Genomic DNA, 18,273 nt, shown 5'->3' with positions numbered 1-18,273 from the left:
TATCAGAACGTCTTCAGTGCGCTGGCGACCTTGTCTGCCATCTGCGTGGCCCCCTGCTGCGGAGCCAGTTCTCCGGAGAGCACCTTGCCCACAGTCTGGTAGATGGCCTGCGAGATCTGCGGATAGACGGGCGACACGGGCCGGGACTTCGCGTTCGTCAGTGCCTTCAGCAGCACGTCCGAGAACGGCAGAGCCTTCTTGACGGGCTCGGAGGTGTAGGCCGCCGCGATGGCGGGAGCGAGCGAGTTCTTGACGGCGATCTGCTCCTGCCAGTCGTCGCTGGTCATGAAGTCGATCATCGCGAGGGCGCCCGCCTGGTTCTTGGAGAACGCGCTGACGGCGACGTTGCTGCCGCCGAGCACGCCGACGCCCTCGCCCGCCGTCTGCCATGCGGGCAGCGGCGTCACGGCGAACTTGCCGGCGATCGCCGACTTCTGACCGGCGGCATAGGCGTAGGGGTAGTTACGCATCGTCGCCCCGGCGCCGCCCTCGAACGCGAGGCGGGTCGCGTCCTCGTCGTACGTCAGCACGGTCTTCGGCGCGGCGCCCTTGGTGATGCCGTTCTGCATGAACGTCAGCACCTCGACCGTCTTCGGCGAGTTGATGGCGACCTCGCCCTTGTCGTTCAGCACCTCGCCGCCCGCGCTGTACAGCTGCTCAAGGAAGCTGACGGTGAGCGACTCGCTCTGCGACGCCTGGTAGAGGAATCCCTTCTTGGGGTCCGCCTCACCGTAGGAGTAGAGCTCCTGCCAGGTCTTCGGAGCCTTGACCTGGTCGGTGCGGTAAAAGAGCAGGCCCGTATTCGAATAGAACGGGACGCCCCAGTATTTGTCCTTGTAGAGCAGGGTGCCGGCCGTGGAGGGGATGAGCTTGTCCAGCTTGGACTTGATGACGTTGCTCATGTCCGCGAGCCATCCCTGAGCGGCCAGCTGTGCCGTCCAAACGACATCCAGCCGGACGACGTCGCACTGGGTGGACTTCGTCTGCATTCGCTGCGTGATCTGCTGAAGCTGGTCGTCGGCCGACGCTCCCAGCTCCACGTAATTGGCCGATGCCTCCGGGTGCGCCTTATTGAAGGCCGCCATCGTCGCCTTCCAGACGCCCGACGAGTCCGTCGGCCCGCAGACCGAGATATTTCCCTTCGCCGACTTGGCCTGCGCGGAATCGAGCGGCGCACTGGTGGTGTCCGACTTCTGGGAGTCGGAACACGCTGTGAGAGCTACAGCCAGCGCTGAGACCGCCCCGATCACCGAAACGGCACGGAACAGACGTCGTTCACCTGTCAACATCATTGTGCTTTCTCTGGTTGCTTGTGAGGTGTGTCGTCGGAGCGCCACAAATCAAGTCGGCGGGGATTTGCTGATATGTCGGAATCTCGCTAGTATTCCGATTAATCCCATTTGTAGGATGAATGGAGTAGAGCACATGATCGAACCTCGTGTCAAGGCGACCAGGAGGAACCTGTCGGCCTCGATCGCCGACGATCTCCTGTTCAAGATCAAGAGCGGTCAGCTGCCACCGGGCTCGAAGGTGCCGAACGAGAAGGAGCTCATGGCGGCTTATGGGGTCGGCCGCAACACCGTCCGGGAGGCGGTTCAGTCGCTCGTGACCATGGGGTACCTCGATGTCCGCCCACGCGTCGGGGCGAGGGTGACCTCCGTACCGGTGGACGAGGCCGTCGAGTCCGCGGCCATCTCGGCATTACTGGCAGGGGAGGCCGTTGGGGACATCTATGAACTGCGGCGGGTGCTGGAGACGGCGATCGCCGAGCGTGCGGCGACCGAGGCGACGTCCGCCGACCTTGAAGCGATCGGCCTCGCCCTGCAGGACTACGAGCGCGCCCACCGGGACGGCCACGGCGCCTACCGCGCCGACGTCGCCTTTCACGCGGCGCTGGCGGTCGCCAGTCACAACGTGGCGTTCCGCAACGTGCTCGAAGGCGTGGGCGATCTTCTCCTGAACGCGCGTCAGCTTACTGATCGTCTTCCTGGCGCGATCTCACTGGCGCTGGAGGAGCACACGGAGATCCTGCGCGCGATCGAACAACGCGACCCTGATCAGGCGCGGCACGCGATGAAGGTGCACATGGAGACTTCCGTAGAGGCTTGGAAGCGTGCGCAACGGCTCTTTGTCGAGAGCTGAATTTAGTAACGACGAAAAACTGAACGAGGAACGACTTTTGCCCGGCCAGAAACGCCTTCGCGTAGTTGTTGCCAATCCTCTTCATGAGGAGTCCTACCAGCGCATCACAGAGCGCGAACCCCGTGTGACCCTGCTCAATGATCTCTCACTGCTTCCCCCGATACGGCACAGGGCGGATTTCTCCGGCGACCCCGAATTCCGGCGGACCCCTGAACAGCAGGCGGAATTCGAAGCCCTCCTCGATTCAGCCGACGCGCTGCTCGGGATCCCTGACGTCGATGCCGCGGCGCTGGGCCGGGCGGTGCGGTCGAACCCACGTCTTCGCTGGGTGCACGCGACCTCGGCCGGCGGTGGTCAGCAGGTCGGGAGGGCCGGACTGAGCCCGTCGGACCTCGAGAGGGTCACCTTCACCACCTCTGCCGGCGTGCATGGGTCGTCGCTGTCGGAGTTCGTGGTGCTGGGCATTCTCAGTGGTGCCAAAGACCTTCCCCGGCTGCTGCGATTGAAAAGCCAGCGCCGCTGGAGCGAACGGTGGATGTCTCGGCAAATCTCCCGGCAAAAGGTGTTGATTCTTGGCTTCGGCGGGATCGGCCGGGCCGTTGCTCGATCTCTCTCGGCGCTGGGCATGAGTGTTACGGCCACCTCGCGCCGTACCGACGCCAAGCACCCCGATGTCGACAGATTTGTCAGCGTCGATGAATTGACCGAGGCAATCGGAGACATGGACGCGATCGTGTGCGCGCTGCCGGGCACCGATCTGACGAAAGGAATCGTCGGAGAACGACTGCTCGCCCGGGTCAAACCCGGTGCCACATTCGTGAATGTGGGCCGAGGCACCGTGGTCGACGAATCGGCGCTCATCGCGGCGCTGGAGGACGGACGGATCGGTTTCGCCGCCCTCGATGTGTTCGAGGTCGAGCCGCTGCCCGCCGAGAGCCCGCTCTGGACCATGCCGAACGTCCTGATCAGCCCGCATACGGCGGCCCTCGCCGTCGATGAGGAGGCGGCCGTCGTCGAGCTGTTCGCCGACAACGCCACGCGGCTGCTCGACGGGCATCCGCTCGTGAACGTCGTCGACACGGTCGAGTTCTACTGACCTGCCGGGTTCGTGAAGGTGAGTTCTGCCGACGTGCCGGGTTCGCGGAAGGAGTGACGCCGTCCCCGCCTCGATCACCCGGCCGCGCCGGGGCCCGGCAGCAGGTCGACGTCGCCCGCGTGCATCGGCTCGCCGCAGTGGGCGCAGCGCAGGTCGACGCCGCTGATCTCACCGCACGCGTGATGGCGGTAGAGCACCGGCGGGCCGGCCTCGCCCGCGAGCCACTTGTCCCCCCAGCCGGCCATGACCATGAGCAGGTCGACGAGCTCGCCGCCCTTCGCCGTCAGGTGGTACTCATAGCGCGGCCGCAGGTCGTAGGCGTGGCGCTCCAGCACGCCCTGGTCGACGAGGTGGTTGAGCCGCTCGGTCAGCACCTTGCGGGAGATCCCGAGGTCGGCCTGGATCTGGTCGAACCTGCTCACCCCGGCCCACACGTCACGCAGGATCAGCGGCGACCACGGCTCCCCGATCACGTCGAGAGTGCGTGCGATGGAGCAGGCAATCTCCCTGAAGTTCGTGCGTTGCATGAGCGGAGTCTAACAATTGGGGTTCCCTCAGGGAACTTCGAGTGTTACGGTCGTGGAGTCTCTTCAAGGAACCCGAAGAACTCGCGCCAGGAGATGATCACGATGCTCGACGCCGACGTACGCCGCGTGCTCGACGGCACCTCGCTCGCCCACCTCGCCAGCGTTCTCCCCGACGGCGCTCCGCACTCCGTTCCGGTCTGGGTCGGCACGTACGGCGACCAAGTCGCGATCATGACAGGCCCGGGCTCCCAGAAGGCCCGCAACCTGCGGCGCGACCCCCGGGTCGCGCTCTCCCTGACGCCGCCCGACAACCCGTTCCAGCCGGTCCTCGTCCGTGGCAGGGTCGTCGAGTGGATCGAGGGCGACGCCGCCTGGGAGATCGTCGACCGGATCTCGGCGAAGTACATCGGCGGCCCCTACACGCGCGATGTGGAGCGGGTCGTCGCGCTCATCGAGCCCGATCGGCAGACCATGGGCTGAGACCGCCCTGCCGCATGTCATCTCGCTTGGCGCGGAGAAGCATCGATCTTCGCTTAACTGTGCATCTCGGGGAAATCGCTGAGGCAGAATGTCCGAGCGAGGGCGTAAGAATGCGCGGCGTGCCAGGGGGATCACGGAGGATGACGTCGGGAATGAGCACTCAGGCTCAGGAGCAGCTCGGCCCTTATCGGATGATCGAGAAGATCGGTGAGGGCGGCATGGGGGTCGTCCATCTCGGTCTCGACGGCGCGGGCCGCAAAGTCGCGATCAAGGTGCTGCACCAGCACGTGGCCGCCGACCTCAAGGCCCGTGACCGGCTGGTCCGCGAGGTGGAGACCATGCGGCGGGTGCGCAGCCCGTACGTCGCCGAGGTGATCGACGCCGAGCTGACGGGCGGCCGGCCGTATGTGGTGACCCATTTCGCTGCGGGCCGCACGCTGGAGGACACCGTGCTGTCCCAGGGGCCGATGGAGGCGCGCGAGGTCATCAGGCTCGCCCAGGGGCTGTGCCAGGCGCTGGTGGACGTGCACGCGGCCGGTGTGATCCATCGGGACCTCAAGCCGTCCAACGTCATGCTGGTCGGCGGCGAGCCGCTGGTCATCGACTTCGGCATCGCGCATCTGGTGAACGCGACCCGGCTCACGGTGACGGGCATGTTCGTGGGGACGCCGGGGTATCTGGCGCCGGAGATCATCCGTGACTCGCAGATCACCCAGGCGGCCGACGTGCACGCGCTGGCCTCGACGGTGTTCTTCGCCGCCACGGGGCTGCCGCCGTTCGGTACGGGGGCGTTCGAGACGGTCTGCTTCAACACGATGGAAGGGCGGGCGCAGCTCGACAAGGCGCCGGTGTGGCTGCGGGACTGGCTCGGCCGGGCGCTCGAGGTCGATCCGGCGGCTCGGCCCGACGCGCGGGAGCTGCTGCGAATGGCCAGGGCGCTCGATCCGGCGGGCCGCCCGGCTCAGGCCGGATGGCACGGAGATCGTACGCCGGCGGGCCGCCCGGGCGCGGCCAAGGGGCTCGGAGACAGCACGCTCACCATGGACGCCGTCTCCGACCTGCTCCCGCCGGTCGACTACGCCCGCCACGAGCCGCCGCCGTACGTACCCGCCCCGGCGCCGACCGTCCACACAGATCAGCCGGAGGAGCGCCGCCCGGCCCCGGCTCCCAAGGAACCCTTCGACCTCCAGCGGTTCTTGGCCGGTAGCGGGTTCGTCGGGGCGCTCGCGGTCGTGACGCTGGTGGCGTTGACCATGCTCATGCCGGTCGCCGTGGGCCTGCTGGCGGCGGCGCTCACGGTGGCGTTGCGCGTCGCCGAATACTTCCTGGCGGGCAACGAGCGGACGTTGTCCAGAGAGGCCCTCGTGGCGGGGGGCCACATACTCGGGTCGCTGGCGTTCGGCATCGCCGCCGTTACCTTCCTGCACATGAGCCGGTTGAGCGTCGGCAACGCGGAGTCCTTGGCCGCCGGTGCGTTCACGCTGGGGCTGTTCGTGCTGCCCGGCTCGGGGACGGTGCGGTGGGCCGCCTCGGACATCCTCGCCCGCTTCCTGCCCGGCCGCACCGCGATCGTGGTGTCGGTGGCCGTGATGGGGCCGATCGCGCTGACCTCGGTGATCGTGGCCCTGATCCAGGCGTTGTAGCCCGGCCCGGCCGACGGTCGGCGCGGCGCCCGTCGCCCTTAGGCGGGCTGATCGGCCGCCGCGCGCGCCGCCATCCGCCGTTCGAACCACAGGGAGCAGAACGGCGGCACCGAGCACGCCAGGCCGAGCACCACCGCGCCCCGGCTCCAGCCCGCCTCGCGTGCCGAGAGCAGCACGCCGATCACGTACAGCACGAACAGCGCTCCGTGGATCGGGCCGAACACCTTCACGCCGAGTTCGCCGGTCGCGGTCACGTACTTGAAGAACATCCCGACCAGCAGCCCTGCCCACGAGCATGCCTCGGCCACCGCCACGACCCGGAACCAACCCAGCATTTCTCACCCTTTCGCCCGAAATGACGCGGATACTCTACAGGCTGTAGAGGATGGCGAGGGTGGTGCGCACCTGCGCGCGCGCTCAACCGCCGGCCGGGGAGCGGGGCGTTCTGGGGTGCATGATCGTCTGGCACACTGAGTCCATGAGTGGACGAGGTCGCCCGCCGGACCCGGACCTCGAAGCCCGGGTCCATGCCGCGGCGCTCGACCTGTACGGCGAGGTGGGCTGGGCGGGGTTCAGCCTGGACGTGGTGGCGCGACGGGCGCGGGTGGGGAAGGCGGCCCTCTACAGCAGGTGGGGCAGCAAGGAGAAGCTGATCGTCGACGCGCTGACGGCCATGCACCCCGATCCTGACCCGAATGCCCCGAAGCGGTCGGGGCTGTTGCGGGAGGACCTGGTCGTCATGGCCGTGAACATCCTCGACGGCTACTTCGACCGCCGGGGTCTGGTCATCCTGCGGGCGCAGATCGAGGCCAAGGTCTATCCGGAGCTGTTCGGTCATGCGCTGGAGCGGCTCCAGCGAGAGCGCATCAGGGACGGCCGCGCCATCGTGGTGAGCGCCATCGACCGAGGCGAACTTCCGGCGGGGACGTCCCCGGCTCGGGTGCTGGACGCGGTCGCGGGCATTCTCACCAACCACGTTCTGTCGACTCCGGCCAGCCAGATGCCCGCGCTGATCAAGCGCAAGGAGAAGTTCGCCGAGGAGACCGTCGACTTCGTGCTGTCGGCCGTCGGCTACCGGTCAGCGGTCTGACTGTTCCAGGACAATCGGGCACTTGCGGAGCGGCTATTTACAGACCAAGTTCGTCTGTATTAGCGTGCGGATCAGCGCGCCAAACGGCTTGATCGGCTCACGGATTCGGCCCTGACGCGGTCTCCCGGAAGGAGCACAGACATGGCCCCCAGCCCGTGACGCTCACAGACGAGAGCCGCCCCGGCCGGATCGTCGCGGTGCCGGCCTTCGGCGGCATGGTCGTCTCCATGATGCTCACCCTCGTGGCGGCCGTCATCCCGAAACTGCCCGAGCTGCTGTCGGCCTCGGTCTCGGACGCCTCGTGGGTCGTCACCGCCACCCTGCTCTCCTCCGCCGTGTTCGCCTACCTGACAGAACCGATCCCAACTGAACGGTCCTAACACCGCTGCGTCGCACACAGGAAGGGCATTCCATGGGAGCTCTCGACGGCAGGATCGCCATCATCACCGGCGCGGGCCGCGGCATCGGCGCCTCCATCGGCCGGATGTTCGCCGCCCAGGGCGCGAAGCTCGTGCTCAACGACCTCGGCGCCGGCCCGGACGGCACGGGCGGCGACGCCGGTCCCGTACGGGACATCGCCAAGGAGATTAACGACCTCGGCGGCCAGGCCGTCGCCGACACCGGCGACATCGCCGAGACCGCGACCGGCCGGCGCCTGGTCGACCTGGCCGTGGAGAACTACGGCGGGCTCGACATCGTCGTCAACGTCGCCGGCATCCTCCGCGACAAGATGATCTTCAATCTGCCCGAGGAGGACTGGGACGCGGTCATCCGGGTGCACCTGCGCGGCCACTACAGCACGATCAAGCCCGCGGCCGCGTACTGGCGCGGGCAGCGCAACCCGGACGGCCACTACCGCGTCATCAACTTCACCTCGGACTCGGCGCTCCAGGGCTCCCCGGGCCAGCCCAACTACGCCGCCGCGAAGATGGGCATCATCGGCCTGACCGCCTCACTCGCCAACGGCCTGGCCAGGTACGGCGTGACCGCGAACGCCATCGCCCCCGGCGCGGCCACCCGCCTGACCGCCACCGTCCCGGACGACAAGAAGCTCGGCGACGACTCCCGCCTCGCGGAGGTCATGTCGCCGGACAACATCGGGCCGATCGTCACCTACATCGCCGGTACCGAGTCGGACTGGCTGTCGGGGCGTACGCTCGGCGCCGCCGGGTACGAGGTCAGGCTGTGGAACACCCCCGAGGTCGTCGAGACCGTCGCCTCGGACGGTCCGTGGGACCTCCAGGACCTCGCGGACAAGGTCGCGAAGTCGTTCCGCCCCAAGGCCGACGGCCTGCCGCCATCGCTCTTCATGGCCCAGATCCCCAAGTGAGCCGATCAGCACCTCAGGCCAGTTCATGCCGACAGGAGAGGGAAGCGCTATGTCCTCTACCACCCCATCGACCACCACGGCACCCATCGGCTTCTACGAGATCGCCGCCGCCGACCCCGGCCGGGTGGCCGTCATAGACCCGGACGGATCGGCTCTCACCTTCGGCGAGCTGCTGGCGCGGGTCAACCGCGTCTCGCGCGCCCTGCGCTCGCACGGCCTCACGACGGGCGACGCCGTGGCGGTGGCGGTGCACAACGGCCACGAGTATCTGGAGCTGTCGCTGGCCACGGGACAGATCGGCATGTACCTGGTCCCGGTGAACTGGCGGCTGACCCCGGCCGAGATGCGGTACATCATCCAGGACTCCGGAGCCAAGGTCGTGGTCATGGACGCCGAGCAGGCGGCGACGCTGCCGCCCGAGTCGCCGCCGGAGCACCGGTTCGTGGTCGGCGGCGCGGTGGACGGCTGGCGGCCCTATCCGGAGCTGGGCCCGGGCGAGTCGTCCGACGCGCCGCCGCAGCGCCGGCTCGGGTCCGTCATGGGCTACACCTCGGGTACCACGGGCAGCCCCAAGGGAGTACGGGTCGCCTTGCCGGACGTCCTTCCGGAGACGGTGATCAGGTCGTTCACCGGACTGGCCGCCCGCTACGAGATCAACGTGGCCGAGGGGATACACCTGGTGTGCTCGCCGATCTACCACGCCGCGCCCAGCGGGCACGCCTTCGCCTTCCTGCACAGCGGTCACACGGTGCTGATCCAGGGCCGGTTCGATCCCGAGGGGGTGCTGCGGGCCATCGAACAGCACCGGGTGACCAGCGTGCACATGGTTCCCACGCACTTCCACCGCCTGCTGCGCCTGCCGGAGGAGGTACGGTCCGCGTACGACCTGTCCAGCCTGGAGGCGGTCATCCACGCGGGCGCGCCGTGCCCGGTGCCGATCAAGCAGCAGATGCTGGAGTGGCTGGGCCCGCTGGTGTGGGAGTACCTGGGGTCGACCGAGGGCAGTGTCTCCCTGGTGAGCCCGCGCGAGTGGCTGCGCAAGCCCGGCACCGTGGGACGGCCGGTGCCGAACACGGACGTGAAGATCCTCGACGAGGACGGCAAGGAGGTGCCCACCGGCGAGGCGGGCACGATCTATTTCGGTACGCCGGGGAGGCGCCCGGCCTTCGAGTACAACAACGACCCGGCCAAGACCGCCGCCGGCCGCCGAGGTGACCTGGCGACCGTCGGCGACTACGGCTACTTCGACGAGGACGGTTACCTGTTCCTGCTGGACCGGCGGACGGACCTGATCATCTCCGGCGGCGTGAACATCTATCCGGCCGAGATCGAGCAGGCCCTGATCACACACCCGGCGGTCGCCGACGTCGCGGTCATCGGCGTACCGGACCCGGACTGGGGCCAGAGCGTGCTCGCGGTCGTCCAGCCGGTCGCCGGCGCGGTGCCCGGTGACGAGCTGGCCGCCGAACTCCGCGCGCACTGCGCCGAGTACCTGGCCTCGTTCAAGATCCCGCGCCGGTACGAGTTCCGCGCCGACTTCCCGCGGACCGAGACGGGCAAGCTGCAACGCCGCAAGCTGCGCGATGCCTACATCTAAGGAGTGGACGTGAAGGTAGGTGTGCATGTCGGCGGCCCGCCGTCGTCGGAGGTCGCGCGGTTCGCCGGATGGGCCGAGGAGTCCGGCTTCGACGTCGTCACCAGCGCCGAGGTCGATCACGACCCCTTCCTGCTACTGACGCTGGCCGCCCAGGCGACCAGCCGGGTGCGGCTCGCGACGGGCATCGCGGTCGCCTTCGCGCGCACGCCGATGGCGTTGGCGTACATCACCAACGACCTTCAGACGCTGTCCGGAGGGCGCTTCGTCCTCGGCCTCGGCACCCAGACCAAGCCCCACATCACCCGCCGCTTCAGCATGGAGTGGGGCAAACCGGTGACCCGGATGCGGGAGTACATCACCGCCCTGCGCGCGATCTGGAACGACTGGAACAAGGGCGAGGAGGTCCGGCACACGGGGGAGTACTACCGGCACACGCTCATGACGGCGACCTTCCGCCCGGCGCCGCACGGTCACGACAATCCGCCGATCCACCTCGCCGCGGTCGGCCCGGCCATGACGCGGCTGGCCGGTGAGGTGGCGGACGGGCTGATACCGCACGGCTTCAGCACCGAACGGTATTTCCGCGAGGTCACCCTGCCGGCTCTGGAGGAGGGTTTGGAACGGGCCGGTCGTGACCGGTCCGAGATGAGCGTCCACTGTCCCGGCTTCGCGCACGTGTACGCACCGGAGGGCTCCGTCGACGAGCAGCGGCAGATGCTGCGCGGCCGGGTCGCCTTCTACGGCTCCACCCCCGCCTACCGAGGGGTTCTCGCCCTCCACGGCTGGGAGGAGCTGCACGAGCGGCTCCACGCGCTGTCGGTCCGTCCGGAGGCCGACCGCTGGGACCGGATGGCCGACCTCGTCGATGACGAGGTGCTCGACACGTTCTGTACGAGCGGCACGCTGCCCGAAGTCGCGGCGGAGCTGCGCCGCCGGTTCGGCGGGCTGGTCGACCAGGTGCACCTCCATCCGCCGGCGGGCACGCCGGAGACGGAGATCCGCGCGGCCCTGGCCACCCTCCACGACGGGTGAGCTCTCAGCGGGCCTCAAGGTGGGCTTGGATGGCGTCCATCACGGCCCGCGGCGAGGCCGAGCGGCTGAAGGTGGCCACCACCACCTGCTCGCCCTTCTCCTGGGGCTGCTCCAGGTGGCGGAACGTGGCGATCACGTAGCCGAGAGCGTGGTCCAGGAGCCCGAAGGGATCGTAGGCGCCGCCTGCCCGCAGCCAGCCGCGCAGGACCTGGTTGTGCGCCGCCACGACGGAGGCGGCCATGAGCTCGGCCCGCAGTCCGGCGTCGGGCGAGTCGCCGAGCCATTCGCCGACGAACTCCCGGAACAGCCGCTGGTAGCGGGCCACGCTGGCGATCTCCCGGTCGCGCAGCGCGGGCACCTCCCGGACCAGGCGGTAGCGGCGCAGCGACACCTCGGCGTCGTCGACGTAGTGGGCGAGCACGAGGCGCACGGCGTCGGTGATGGCCACGATCGCGGTGTCGGCCGCGGAGGCGCGCAGACGGGTGTCGATCTTGGCCAGCAGCGCATCGTGGTCGGGGAAGATCGCGTCTTCCTTGGAGTGGTAATGGCGGAAGAACGTGCTGCGGCTCACGCCCGCCCGGGCGGCGATGTCGTCCACGGTCGTGGCGTCGTAGCCGTTCTCGTCGAACAGGGCGACGGCGGCTTCGGCCAGGCGGTGGCTGATGCTCGGGTTCGGCACAGGGGCCATTCTTCCGGATTCAGGGGTGTCCAAAACGTACGAAACTCAGTACCGTACTTATGAAACTCAGTCCCATGGACGGTGATGGATGAGACCACCTGACACCGCGGGCAGCCTCGCCCGCCTGAAGGAGCGGCTCGACGAGGCCGTCCACGTCGCCGAGGCGCGGGCCGCGACCAAGCAGCACGCCAAGGGCAGGCTGACCGCCCGCGAGCGGATCGAGCGGCTGCTGGACGACGGCTCGTTCGTCGAACTGGACGCCCTCATGAAGGGTTCGCTCGGTTACGGCGACGGCGTGGTGACCGGGTACGGGACGGTGGACGGCCGCCAGGTGTGCGTGTTCTCGCAGGACTTCACGGTCGCGGGTGGCAGCCTGGGGGAGGTGTACGGGCAGAAGATCTGCAAGGTCATGGACCTGGCGATGCGCAACGGGTGCCCGATCGTCGGCATCAACGAGGGCGCCGGGGCGCGCATCCAGGAGGGTGTGGTCTCGCTCGGGCTGTACGGCGAGATCTTCCGCCGCAACATCCGCGCCTCCGGCGTGATCCCGCAGATCTCCCTCATCATGGGCGCCTGCGCGGGCGGTCACGTGTACTCGCCGGCGCTCACCGACTTCACGGTCATGGTGGACGAGTCCTCGCACATGTTCGTCACGGGCCCGGACGTGATCAAGACCGTGACCGGCGAGGACGTCACGTTCGAGGAGCTCGGCGGCGGGCGGGTGCACAACAGCCGCAGCGGCGTGGCCCACTACCTGGCGCACGACGAGGACGACGCGCTGGACTACGTCCGGGCGTTGCTGTCGTACCTGCCGGACAACAACCTCGACGAGCCGCCGCACCCGGTGTTCGAGGCGGACCTGGAGGCTTCCGCCGACGACCTGGCGCTGGACGTGCTGGTCCCGGACTCGCCGAACCAGCCGTACGACATGCACGAGGTGATCGGCGCGCTGCTGGACGACGGCGAGTTCCTGGAGGTGCAGGGGCTGTTCGCGCCCAACATCGTGGTCGGCTTCGGCCGGATCGAGGGCCGGCCGGTCGGCGTGGTGGCCAACCAGCCGATGCGGCTGGCCGGGACGCTCGACATCGACGCCTCCGAGAAGGCCGCCCGGTTCGTCCGCACCTGCGATGCCTTCAGCGTCCCGGTGCTCACGCTGGTGGACGTGCCCGGCTTCCTGCCCGGCACCGACCAGGAGTGGAACGGCATCATCCGGCGCGGCGCCAAACTCCTGTACGCCTACGGCGAGGCCACCGTCCCGCTCGTCACCGTCATCACCCGCAAGGCCTATGGCGGCGCGTACGACGTGATGGGCTCCAAGCACCTGGGCGCCGACGTCAACCTGGCCTGGTCGACCGCCCAGATCGCGGTCATGGGTGCCCAGGGCGCGGTCAACATCCTGCACCGCAAGCGACTGGCCGCCGCCGACGACCCCGACGCGCTGCGCGCCGAGCTGGTCCACGAGTACGAGGACACCCTCGCGACCCCGTACCTGGCGGCCGAACGCGGCTATGTGGACGCCGTCATCCGGCCGAGCGAGACCCGCCGCGAGGTGACCAGGGCGCTGCGGCTGCTGCGCGGCAAGCGCGACGCCCTGCCGCCCAAGAAGCACGGGAACATCCCGCTGTGAGCGACATCAAGCCCGGGGACGAGGGAGCCGAGCGGGCGCCCGAAGCCGAGGTGCGCGTGGTGAAGGGCGCTCCGACGCCGGAGGAGCTCGCCGCCCTGGTCGTGGCCCTGCGCCTGGCGCGACCGGCGGCCGACGCTCCGCGACCGGCGGTCACCCGCCCACGGCGCGTGCTGCGCCGTCCCCTCGTGCCAGGCCCGCGCGGCTGGCGGGAGTCGAGCTGGAACCTGGGAGGACACCTGTGAGCCTGCGCAAAGTGCTGATCGCCAACCGCGGCGAGATCGCCGTCCGCATCGTCCGCGCCTGCCGGGACGCAGGCATCGGCTGCGTGGCCGTCTACGCCGATCCCGACCGCGACGCGCTGTACGTCCGCATGGCCGACGAGGCGTACGCGCTGGACGGCGCCACGCCGGGGGAGACGTACCTGTCGATCGACAAGATCATCGAGGTGGCGGCGCGGTCGGGCGCCGACGCCGTACATCCCGGTTATGGCTTTCTGGCGGAGAACGCCACCTTCGCCCAGGCGGTCATCGACGCCGGGCTGGTCTGGATCGGCCCGCCGCCGTCCGCGATCACCGCACTCGGCGACAAGGTCGAGGCCCGGCACATCGCCCAGAAGGTAGGGGCGCCGCTGGTGGCCGGAACGGCCGACCCGGTGTCCGGGGCGGACGAGGTACTGGCGTTCGCGCGGGAGCATGGCCTGCCGATCGCCATCAAGGCGGCGTTCGGCGGCGGCGGGCGCGGGCTCAAGGTCGCCCGCACCCTGGAGGAGATCCCCGACCTGTACGACAGCGCGGTCCGCGAGGCCGTGGCGGCCTTCGGGCGGGGCGAGTGCTTCGTCGAGCGCTACCTCGACCGGCCCCGCCACGTCGAGACCCAGTGCCTGGCCGACGCCCACGGCGGCGTGGTCGTGGTCAGCACCCGCGACTGCTCGCTCCAGCGCCGCCACCAGAAGCTGGTCGAAGAGGCGCCCGCGCCGTTCCTCAGCACGGAGCAGGAGGCCCTGCTGCGCGACAGCTCCAAGGCCATCCTGCGCGAGGCCGGCTACGTCGGCGCCGGGACCTGCGAGTTCCTCGTCGGCCAGGACGGCACGATCTCCTTCCTGGAGGTCAACACCCGCCTGCAGGTCGAGCACCCGGTCAGCGAGGAGGTCACCGGCATCGACCTCGTACGCGAGATGTTCCGCGTCGCCGACGGCGAGCCGCTGGGCTACGACGACCCGCCGGCCCGCGGCCACTCGATCGAGTTCCGGATCAACGCCGAGGACCCCGGCCGCGGCTTCCTGCCCGCCCCCGGCATGATCACCCGCTGGCACGCCCCCTCCGGCCCCGGCGTCCGTCTCGACGGCGGCTACGAGCAGGGCGAGACCGTGCCCGGCTCCTTCGACTCCCTGGTCGCCAAGCTGATCGTCACCGGCGCCACCCGCGAGCAGGCGCTGCAGCGCGCCCGCCGGGCGCTGGCCGAGTTCGAGGTCGACGGCATGCCCACCGCGCTGCCCTTCCACCGGGCGGTCGTGGACGACCCGGCGTTCACCGCCGAGCCGTTCACCGTCCACACCCGCTGGATCGAGACCGAGTTCGACAACCACCTCACCCCGTACGCCGGACCGGCCGCCACGGCGGAACCGGCGGAGCGGGAGCGGGTCACCGTGGAGGTGGCGGGCAAGCGCCTGGAGGTCGTCCTGCCCGCCGGTCTCGGCGGTCCGCGGAGCGCCGGCGCGCCCAGGCCCGCCGCCCCGCGCCGCCGAGGCGCGAGCGCCGCTCGGTCCGCGCCCAGCGGAGACGCCCTGGTCAGCCCGATGCAGGGCACCATCGTCAAGCTGGTGGCCGCCGACGGCGACACCGTGCGAGAGGGCGACACCATCGTGGTCCTGGAGGCCATGAAGATGGAGCAGCCGCTGACCGCCCACAAGGACGGCACCGTGGTCGGGATGTCCGCCCACGTGGGGGCCACGGTCGCGGCGGGCGCGGTGATCTGCGAGATCAAGGACCCGTCGTGACCCCGTCGCCCCGGCGGTTGGTCGCCGGGGCGTCCGCGCCGGCCTGAAAGCTTCACGCGTGACCTTGGGATTTCGACTCGCCTGCCCTCGTTGAGTTGACTTCCCGGTCAAGGTGCCTCTTCCTCGGTGACGACGAGAGGAAGGGGAACGCGACATGTTCGTACGCAAGCATGCAGGCGCCGCCTTGCTGGCGGCCACGGCGATGGTCTGCGGAGCCGTACCGCAGGCGGCGGCCGACACCGGCACCTTCGATTCCCTGGCCAAGCCCACGGTGGCGGCGGACGGCTCCGGCACCTACCGGACCGTGCAGGCCGCCGTCGACGCCGTGCCCGCGGGCAATGCCGGCCGGGTGACGATCACCATCGCGCCCGGGTCGTATCGCGAGATCGTCCGGGTCCCGTCGAACAAGCCGTACATCACGCTCCAGGGGCTTGGATCTTCGGCGGCCCAGACTGTGATCGTTAACAATCACTACGCGGGCCAGTACGGGACATTCAACAGCGCCACCGCCTTCGTCGATGGCCACGACTTCGTCGCCACCAACCTGACGATCTCCAACGACTTCGACGAGAACCCGAACGTCACCGGCCATCAGGCGGTCGCGCTCAACCTGAACGCCGACCGCGCGGTCCTGCGCAACGTACGCCTGCTCGGCGACCAGGACACCTTCCTGGTCAACAACGCGGCCCGCGCCTACGTCGCCGGCTCCTACGTCGAGGGCACCGTCGACTTCATCTTCGGCGGCGGCACCATCGTCTTCGACAACTGCGACGTCTACGAGAAGCGCAGCACCGGCGGCCCGATCACCGCCGCGAGCACCGACGCGGCCAAGACCTACGGCTTCCTGTTCTACAGGTCGCGGATCTCCGGAGGGTCCTCGGCCGGGACCACCACGCTGGGCCGTCCCTGGCGGCCCAATGCCCAGGTGCTCTACCGGGAGTCCACGCTCAGTTCGGTGATCAAAACCGCCCAGCCGTGGACCGACATGTCCGGCAACTCGTGGAAGAACGCCCGCTTCTTCGAGTACCGGAACAACGGCTCGGGGGCGGGCTCGAACGCCAACCGGCCGCAGTACAGCGACGCCCAGGCCGCGAACTACACGCCCCAGAGGTATCTGGCCGGCTCCGACGGCTGGAACCCCATCTCCTGACATCCCGCAAAGGAGAATCATGAACTTCCGTGCAACGCTCACCGCGCTGACCGTCGTGGCCACGCTCGGGGTGGCCGCTCCCGCCGCGGACGGACGGGCCTTCGACCCGGTGACCGCCGCCCGTACCTGGCCGAGCACCGCCGACGGTTTCGCCGCCACCAGCGGAAACGGCCTGAGCACCACCACCGGCGGCGCGGCCGGTGCCACGGTGACCGTCACCACCTACGCCGACCTGGTCAAGTACGCCACCTCCGCCACCCCGTACACCATCCGGGTCAACGGCGCGATCACCGTCACCCCGTACGGCACCGAGATCAAGGTCGCCGCCAACAAGACCATCGTCGGCGTCGGCACCAGCGGCCACATCGTCAACGGCGGCTTCTTCCTGGGCGCCGGCGTCAGCAACGTGATCATCCGCAACCTGACCATCCGCGACACCCGCATGGCCGACGACGACCCCGACGACAAGCTCTACGACTACGACGGCATCCAGCTGGACACCGCCCACCACGTCTGGATCGACCACAACCGCGTCATCCGGATGAACGACGGCCTGATCGACAGCCGCAAGGACACCAGCTACCTCACGGTCTCCTGGAACGTCATGGCCGAGAACAACAAGTCGTTCGGCATCGGCTGGACCGACAACGTCACCGCCCGCATGACCATCCACCACAACTGGATTCACGACAACAACCAGCGCAACCCCAGCACGGACAATGTCGCCTACGCCCACCTCTACAACAACTACCTGCAGAACATCACCGGCTACGGCAACTACTCACGCGGCGCCACCAAGATGGTGATCGAGAACAGCTACTACGACCACGTCAAGGACCCCTACTACCCCGACACCACCGCCCAGCTCCGCCAGAGCGGCAGCGTCTGCGTCAGCTGCACGGGCAAGCGCACCACCAGCGGCTCGGCCTTCACCCCCGGCTCGTTCTACTCCTACACGCTCGACCCGGCCGCCGACGTCCCGTCCCTGCTCAGGACGTACGCGGGACCCCAGGCGAACATCGGCACCTGACGCTCACGTCGCGGGCCGCGCGCGTCCACCACCTGGGACGCGGGCGGCCGGCGACTGAGATCCCGGAAGGGGACTGGCGTCCGTCACTCCGAGCGAGTCAGCCGGACGTATCCGTACGGGTTGAAGAACAGATCGTCCTCGTCGTAACGGTCGCACGGGCCGGTGCGCAGCAGCCATCGGGGTGCGTCCTCGGTCATCCGGAAGCCGGCGCCGTCCTCGATCTCCGCCGCGCGCGGATCGGTCAGCAGGTAGATCGCCAGCGTGTCCAGGTGCTCGACCAGCTCAGGCAGCTCGTCCTTCGTCGGCGGCTCCGGACCGACCTCGATCTCCACCTCGGGCGCGCCGAGCAGGTGCATGCCGCAGCTGTAGAGCACCTGGCCGTCGTAGATCGGCCGCTTCACCCAGGCGGAGGCGAGCGCGTCGGCCAGGTCCTCGTCCTTGGCGTCAGCCGCCCGGTCGGCCAGCGCGAGCCAGCGGTCCCGGCCGTGCGTGATCCCGCTGCTCTCGTTCTTCACCGCCGTGGCGCCGGACCGCAGCAGCGCGGCCGTCACCGCCAGCAGCCGCCGGGACGTGTCGAACGCCAGCTCCCGCATCATCGGCATGGACAGCAGGTAGCCGACCGTGTCGTGCGACTCGACCGCGGCCCAGTCCGACTCGTCGAACGAGGCCGCGGCCATGCTGGCCTCGAACGCCTCCGGCATCCGGGGGTCGGGTTCGGCCTCGGAGTACTCACGGTCGAGGACGAACCCGCCGAAGCCGGACGCGATCCGTTCCATCTCTGAAAGGGCCAGCCCGGAGCCGAGTACGCACAACACATGTCTGGGGAACGCTTCACTCATCCCGGTACATTAGCG

General features: G+C 69.1%; 19 protein-coding genes. 14 read left to right on the top strand and 5 right to left on the bottom strand.

Translation table 11 applies throughout. The features are described 5' to 3' along the window. Nucleotides 1-2 precede the first annotated feature (2 nt). Nucleotides 3-1,085: an ABC transporter substrate-binding protein gene (locus ACQP2T_RS42520; protein WP_433510511.1), complete on the bottom strand. Its 1,083-nt coding sequence runs from the start codon at nucleotides 1,083-1,085 to the stop codon at nucleotides 3-5. On the opposite strand from ACQP2T_RS42520, the gene ACQP2T_RS42515 reads away from it, so the two are divergent. Beyond that, the gene (locus ACQP2T_RS42515; protein ID WP_433510510.1) at nucleotides 1,072-2,142 is read left to right on the top strand and encodes a FadR/GntR family transcriptional regulator; all 1,071 of its coding nucleotides are present in this window, start codon (nucleotides 1,072-1,074) and stop codon (nucleotides 2,140-2,142) included. The two genes, ACQP2T_RS42520 and ACQP2T_RS42515, sit on opposite strands and share 14 nt — an antisense overlap. Then, nucleotides 2,114-3,238: a D-2-hydroxyacid dehydrogenase gene (locus tag ACQP2T_RS42510; protein ID WP_433510509.1), complete on the top strand. Its 1,125-nt coding sequence runs from the start codon at nucleotides 2,114-2,116 to the stop codon at nucleotides 3,236-3,238. Before ACQP2T_RS42515 ends, ACQP2T_RS42510 begins: the two co-directional genes overlap by 29 nt. A 74-nt stretch (nucleotides 3,239-3,312) precedes the next feature. Here ACQP2T_RS42510 and ACQP2T_RS42505 read toward each other — a convergent pair whose 3' ends face one another. Then, on the bottom strand, nucleotides 3,313-3,765 hold the full coding sequence (locus tag ACQP2T_RS42505; RefSeq protein WP_433510508.1) for a winged helix-turn-helix transcriptional regulator: 453 nt from the start codon (nucleotides 3,763-3,765) through the stop codon (nucleotides 3,313-3,315). Nucleotides 3,766-3,858: 93 nt separating this feature from the next. Here ACQP2T_RS42505 and ACQP2T_RS42500 point away from each other — a divergent pair, with 93 nt between their 5' ends. Together ACQP2T_RS42500 and ACQP2T_RS42495 are read left to right on the top strand one after the other, a co-directional pair. Continuing rightward, the gene (locus ACQP2T_RS42500; protein ID WP_433510507.1) at nucleotides 3,859-4,245 is read left to right on the top strand and encodes a PPOX class F420-dependent oxidoreductase; all 387 of its coding nucleotides are present in this window, start codon (nucleotides 3,859-3,861) and stop codon (nucleotides 4,243-4,245) included. Between the two features lie 152 nt (nucleotides 4,246-4,397). After that, entirely contained in the window at nucleotides 4,398-5,888 is a 1,491-nt protein-coding gene (locus ACQP2T_RS42495) for a serine/threonine-protein kinase (protein ID WP_433510506.1), read from the top strand. 38 nt (nucleotides 5,889-5,926) lie between these two features. Here the strand turns inward: ACQP2T_RS42495 and ACQP2T_RS42490 are convergent, their stop codons facing one another. Beyond that, nucleotides 5,927-6,223, bottom strand: coding sequence for a DUF3817 domain-containing protein (locus ACQP2T_RS42490; protein WP_433510505.1), 297 nt, complete (start codon nucleotides 6,221-6,223; stop codon nucleotides 5,927-5,929). A 143-nt stretch (nucleotides 6,224-6,366) separates the two neighbouring features. Here ACQP2T_RS42490 and ACQP2T_RS42485 point away from each other — a divergent pair, with 143 nt between their 5' ends. From ACQP2T_RS42485 to ACQP2T_RS42465, 5 genes are all read left to right on the top strand, one after another. Continuing rightward, nucleotides 6,367-6,978, top strand: coding sequence for a TetR/AcrR family transcriptional regulator (locus ACQP2T_RS42485; protein ID WP_433510504.1), 612 nt, complete (start codon nucleotides 6,367-6,369; stop codon nucleotides 6,976-6,978). 155 nt (nucleotides 6,979-7,133) lie between these two features. Next, a complete protein-coding gene (locus tag ACQP2T_RS42480) occupies nucleotides 7,134-7,358 on the top strand; it encodes a hypothetical protein (RefSeq protein ID WP_433510503.1) in 225 nt (74 codons plus the stop codon). 32 nt (nucleotides 7,359-7,390) lie between these two features. Further along, nucleotides 7,391-8,308, top strand: coding sequence for an SDR family NAD(P)-dependent oxidoreductase (locus tag ACQP2T_RS42475; protein ID WP_433510502.1), 918 nt, complete (start codon nucleotides 7,391-7,393; stop codon nucleotides 8,306-8,308). A gap of 49 nt (nucleotides 8,309-8,357) precedes the next feature. Beyond that, nucleotides 8,358-9,905, top strand: a complete 1,548-nt coding sequence (locus tag ACQP2T_RS42470; RefSeq protein ID WP_433510501.1) for an AMP-binding protein — start codon at nucleotides 8,358-8,360, stop codon at nucleotides 9,903-9,905. A gap of 9 nt (nucleotides 9,906-9,914) precedes the next feature. Next, nucleotides 9,915-10,937 (top strand): TIGR03617 family F420-dependent LLM class oxidoreductase, encoded by a 1,023-nt coding sequence (locus tag ACQP2T_RS42465; protein ID WP_433510500.1) that lies wholly within the window; start codon nucleotides 9,915-9,917, stop codon nucleotides 10,935-10,937. A gap of 4 nt (nucleotides 10,938-10,941) precedes the next feature. On the opposite strand, the gene ACQP2T_RS42460 is transcribed toward ACQP2T_RS42465, so the two are convergent. Beyond that, a complete protein-coding gene (locus tag ACQP2T_RS42460) occupies nucleotides 10,942-11,616 on the bottom strand; it encodes a TetR/AcrR family transcriptional regulator (RefSeq protein ID WP_433510499.1) in 675 nt (224 codons plus the stop codon). An 88-nt stretch (nucleotides 11,617-11,704) separates the two neighbouring features. On the opposite strand from ACQP2T_RS42460, the gene ACQP2T_RS42455 reads away from it, so the two are divergent. The 5 genes from ACQP2T_RS42455 to ACQP2T_RS42435 all read left to right on the top strand — a co-directional run bounded on the left by ACQP2T_RS42455 (nucleotide 11,705) and on the right by ACQP2T_RS42435 (nucleotide 17,419). Further along, nucleotides 11,705-13,243, top strand: coding sequence for an acyl-CoA carboxylase subunit beta (locus tag ACQP2T_RS42455; protein WP_433510498.1), 1,539 nt, complete (start codon nucleotides 11,705-11,707; stop codon nucleotides 13,241-13,243). Next, nucleotides 13,240-13,485, top strand: a complete 246-nt coding sequence (locus ACQP2T_RS42450; protein ID WP_433510497.1) for an acyl-CoA carboxylase subunit epsilon — start codon at nucleotides 13,240-13,242, stop codon at nucleotides 13,483-13,485. The genes ACQP2T_RS42455 and ACQP2T_RS42450 overlap by 4 nt, the downstream gene beginning before the upstream one ends. 2 nt (nucleotides 13,486-13,487) lie before the next feature. Continuing rightward, a complete protein-coding gene (locus ACQP2T_RS42445) occupies nucleotides 13,488-15,239 on the top strand; it encodes an acetyl/propionyl/methylcrotonyl-CoA carboxylase subunit alpha (protein WP_433519905.1) in 1,752 nt (583 codons plus the stop codon). Nucleotides 15,240-15,393: 154 nt separating this feature from the next. Then, entirely contained in the window at nucleotides 15,394-16,389 is a 996-nt protein-coding gene (locus ACQP2T_RS42440; RefSeq protein WP_433510496.1) for a pectinesterase family protein, read from the top strand. Nucleotides 16,390-16,408: 19 nt separating this feature from the next. Further along, nucleotides 16,409-17,419 carry a pectate lyase family protein gene (locus tag ACQP2T_RS42435; RefSeq protein ID WP_433510495.1) on the top strand — a complete coding sequence of 337 codons (1,011 nt, stop codon included), beginning with the start codon at nucleotides 16,409-16,411 and terminating at the stop codon, nucleotides 17,417-17,419. Between the two features lie 83 nt (nucleotides 17,420-17,502). On the opposite strand, the gene ACQP2T_RS42430 is transcribed toward ACQP2T_RS42435, so the two are convergent. After that, nucleotides 17,503-18,258 (bottom strand): hypothetical protein, encoded by a 756-nt coding sequence (locus ACQP2T_RS42430; protein WP_433510494.1) that lies wholly within the window; start codon nucleotides 18,256-18,258, stop codon nucleotides 17,503-17,505. Nucleotides 18,259-18,273 lie beyond the last annotated feature (15 nt).

Source organism: Nonomuraea sp. CA-143628 (assembly GCF_050942315.1).
Taxonomy (GTDB): domain Bacteria; phylum Actinomycetota; class Actinomycetes; order Streptosporangiales; family Streptosporangiaceae; genus Nonomuraea.
The sequence above is the reverse complement of the archived record's forward strand: the minus strand, read 5'-3'. Positions and strand labels throughout refer to the sequence as shown.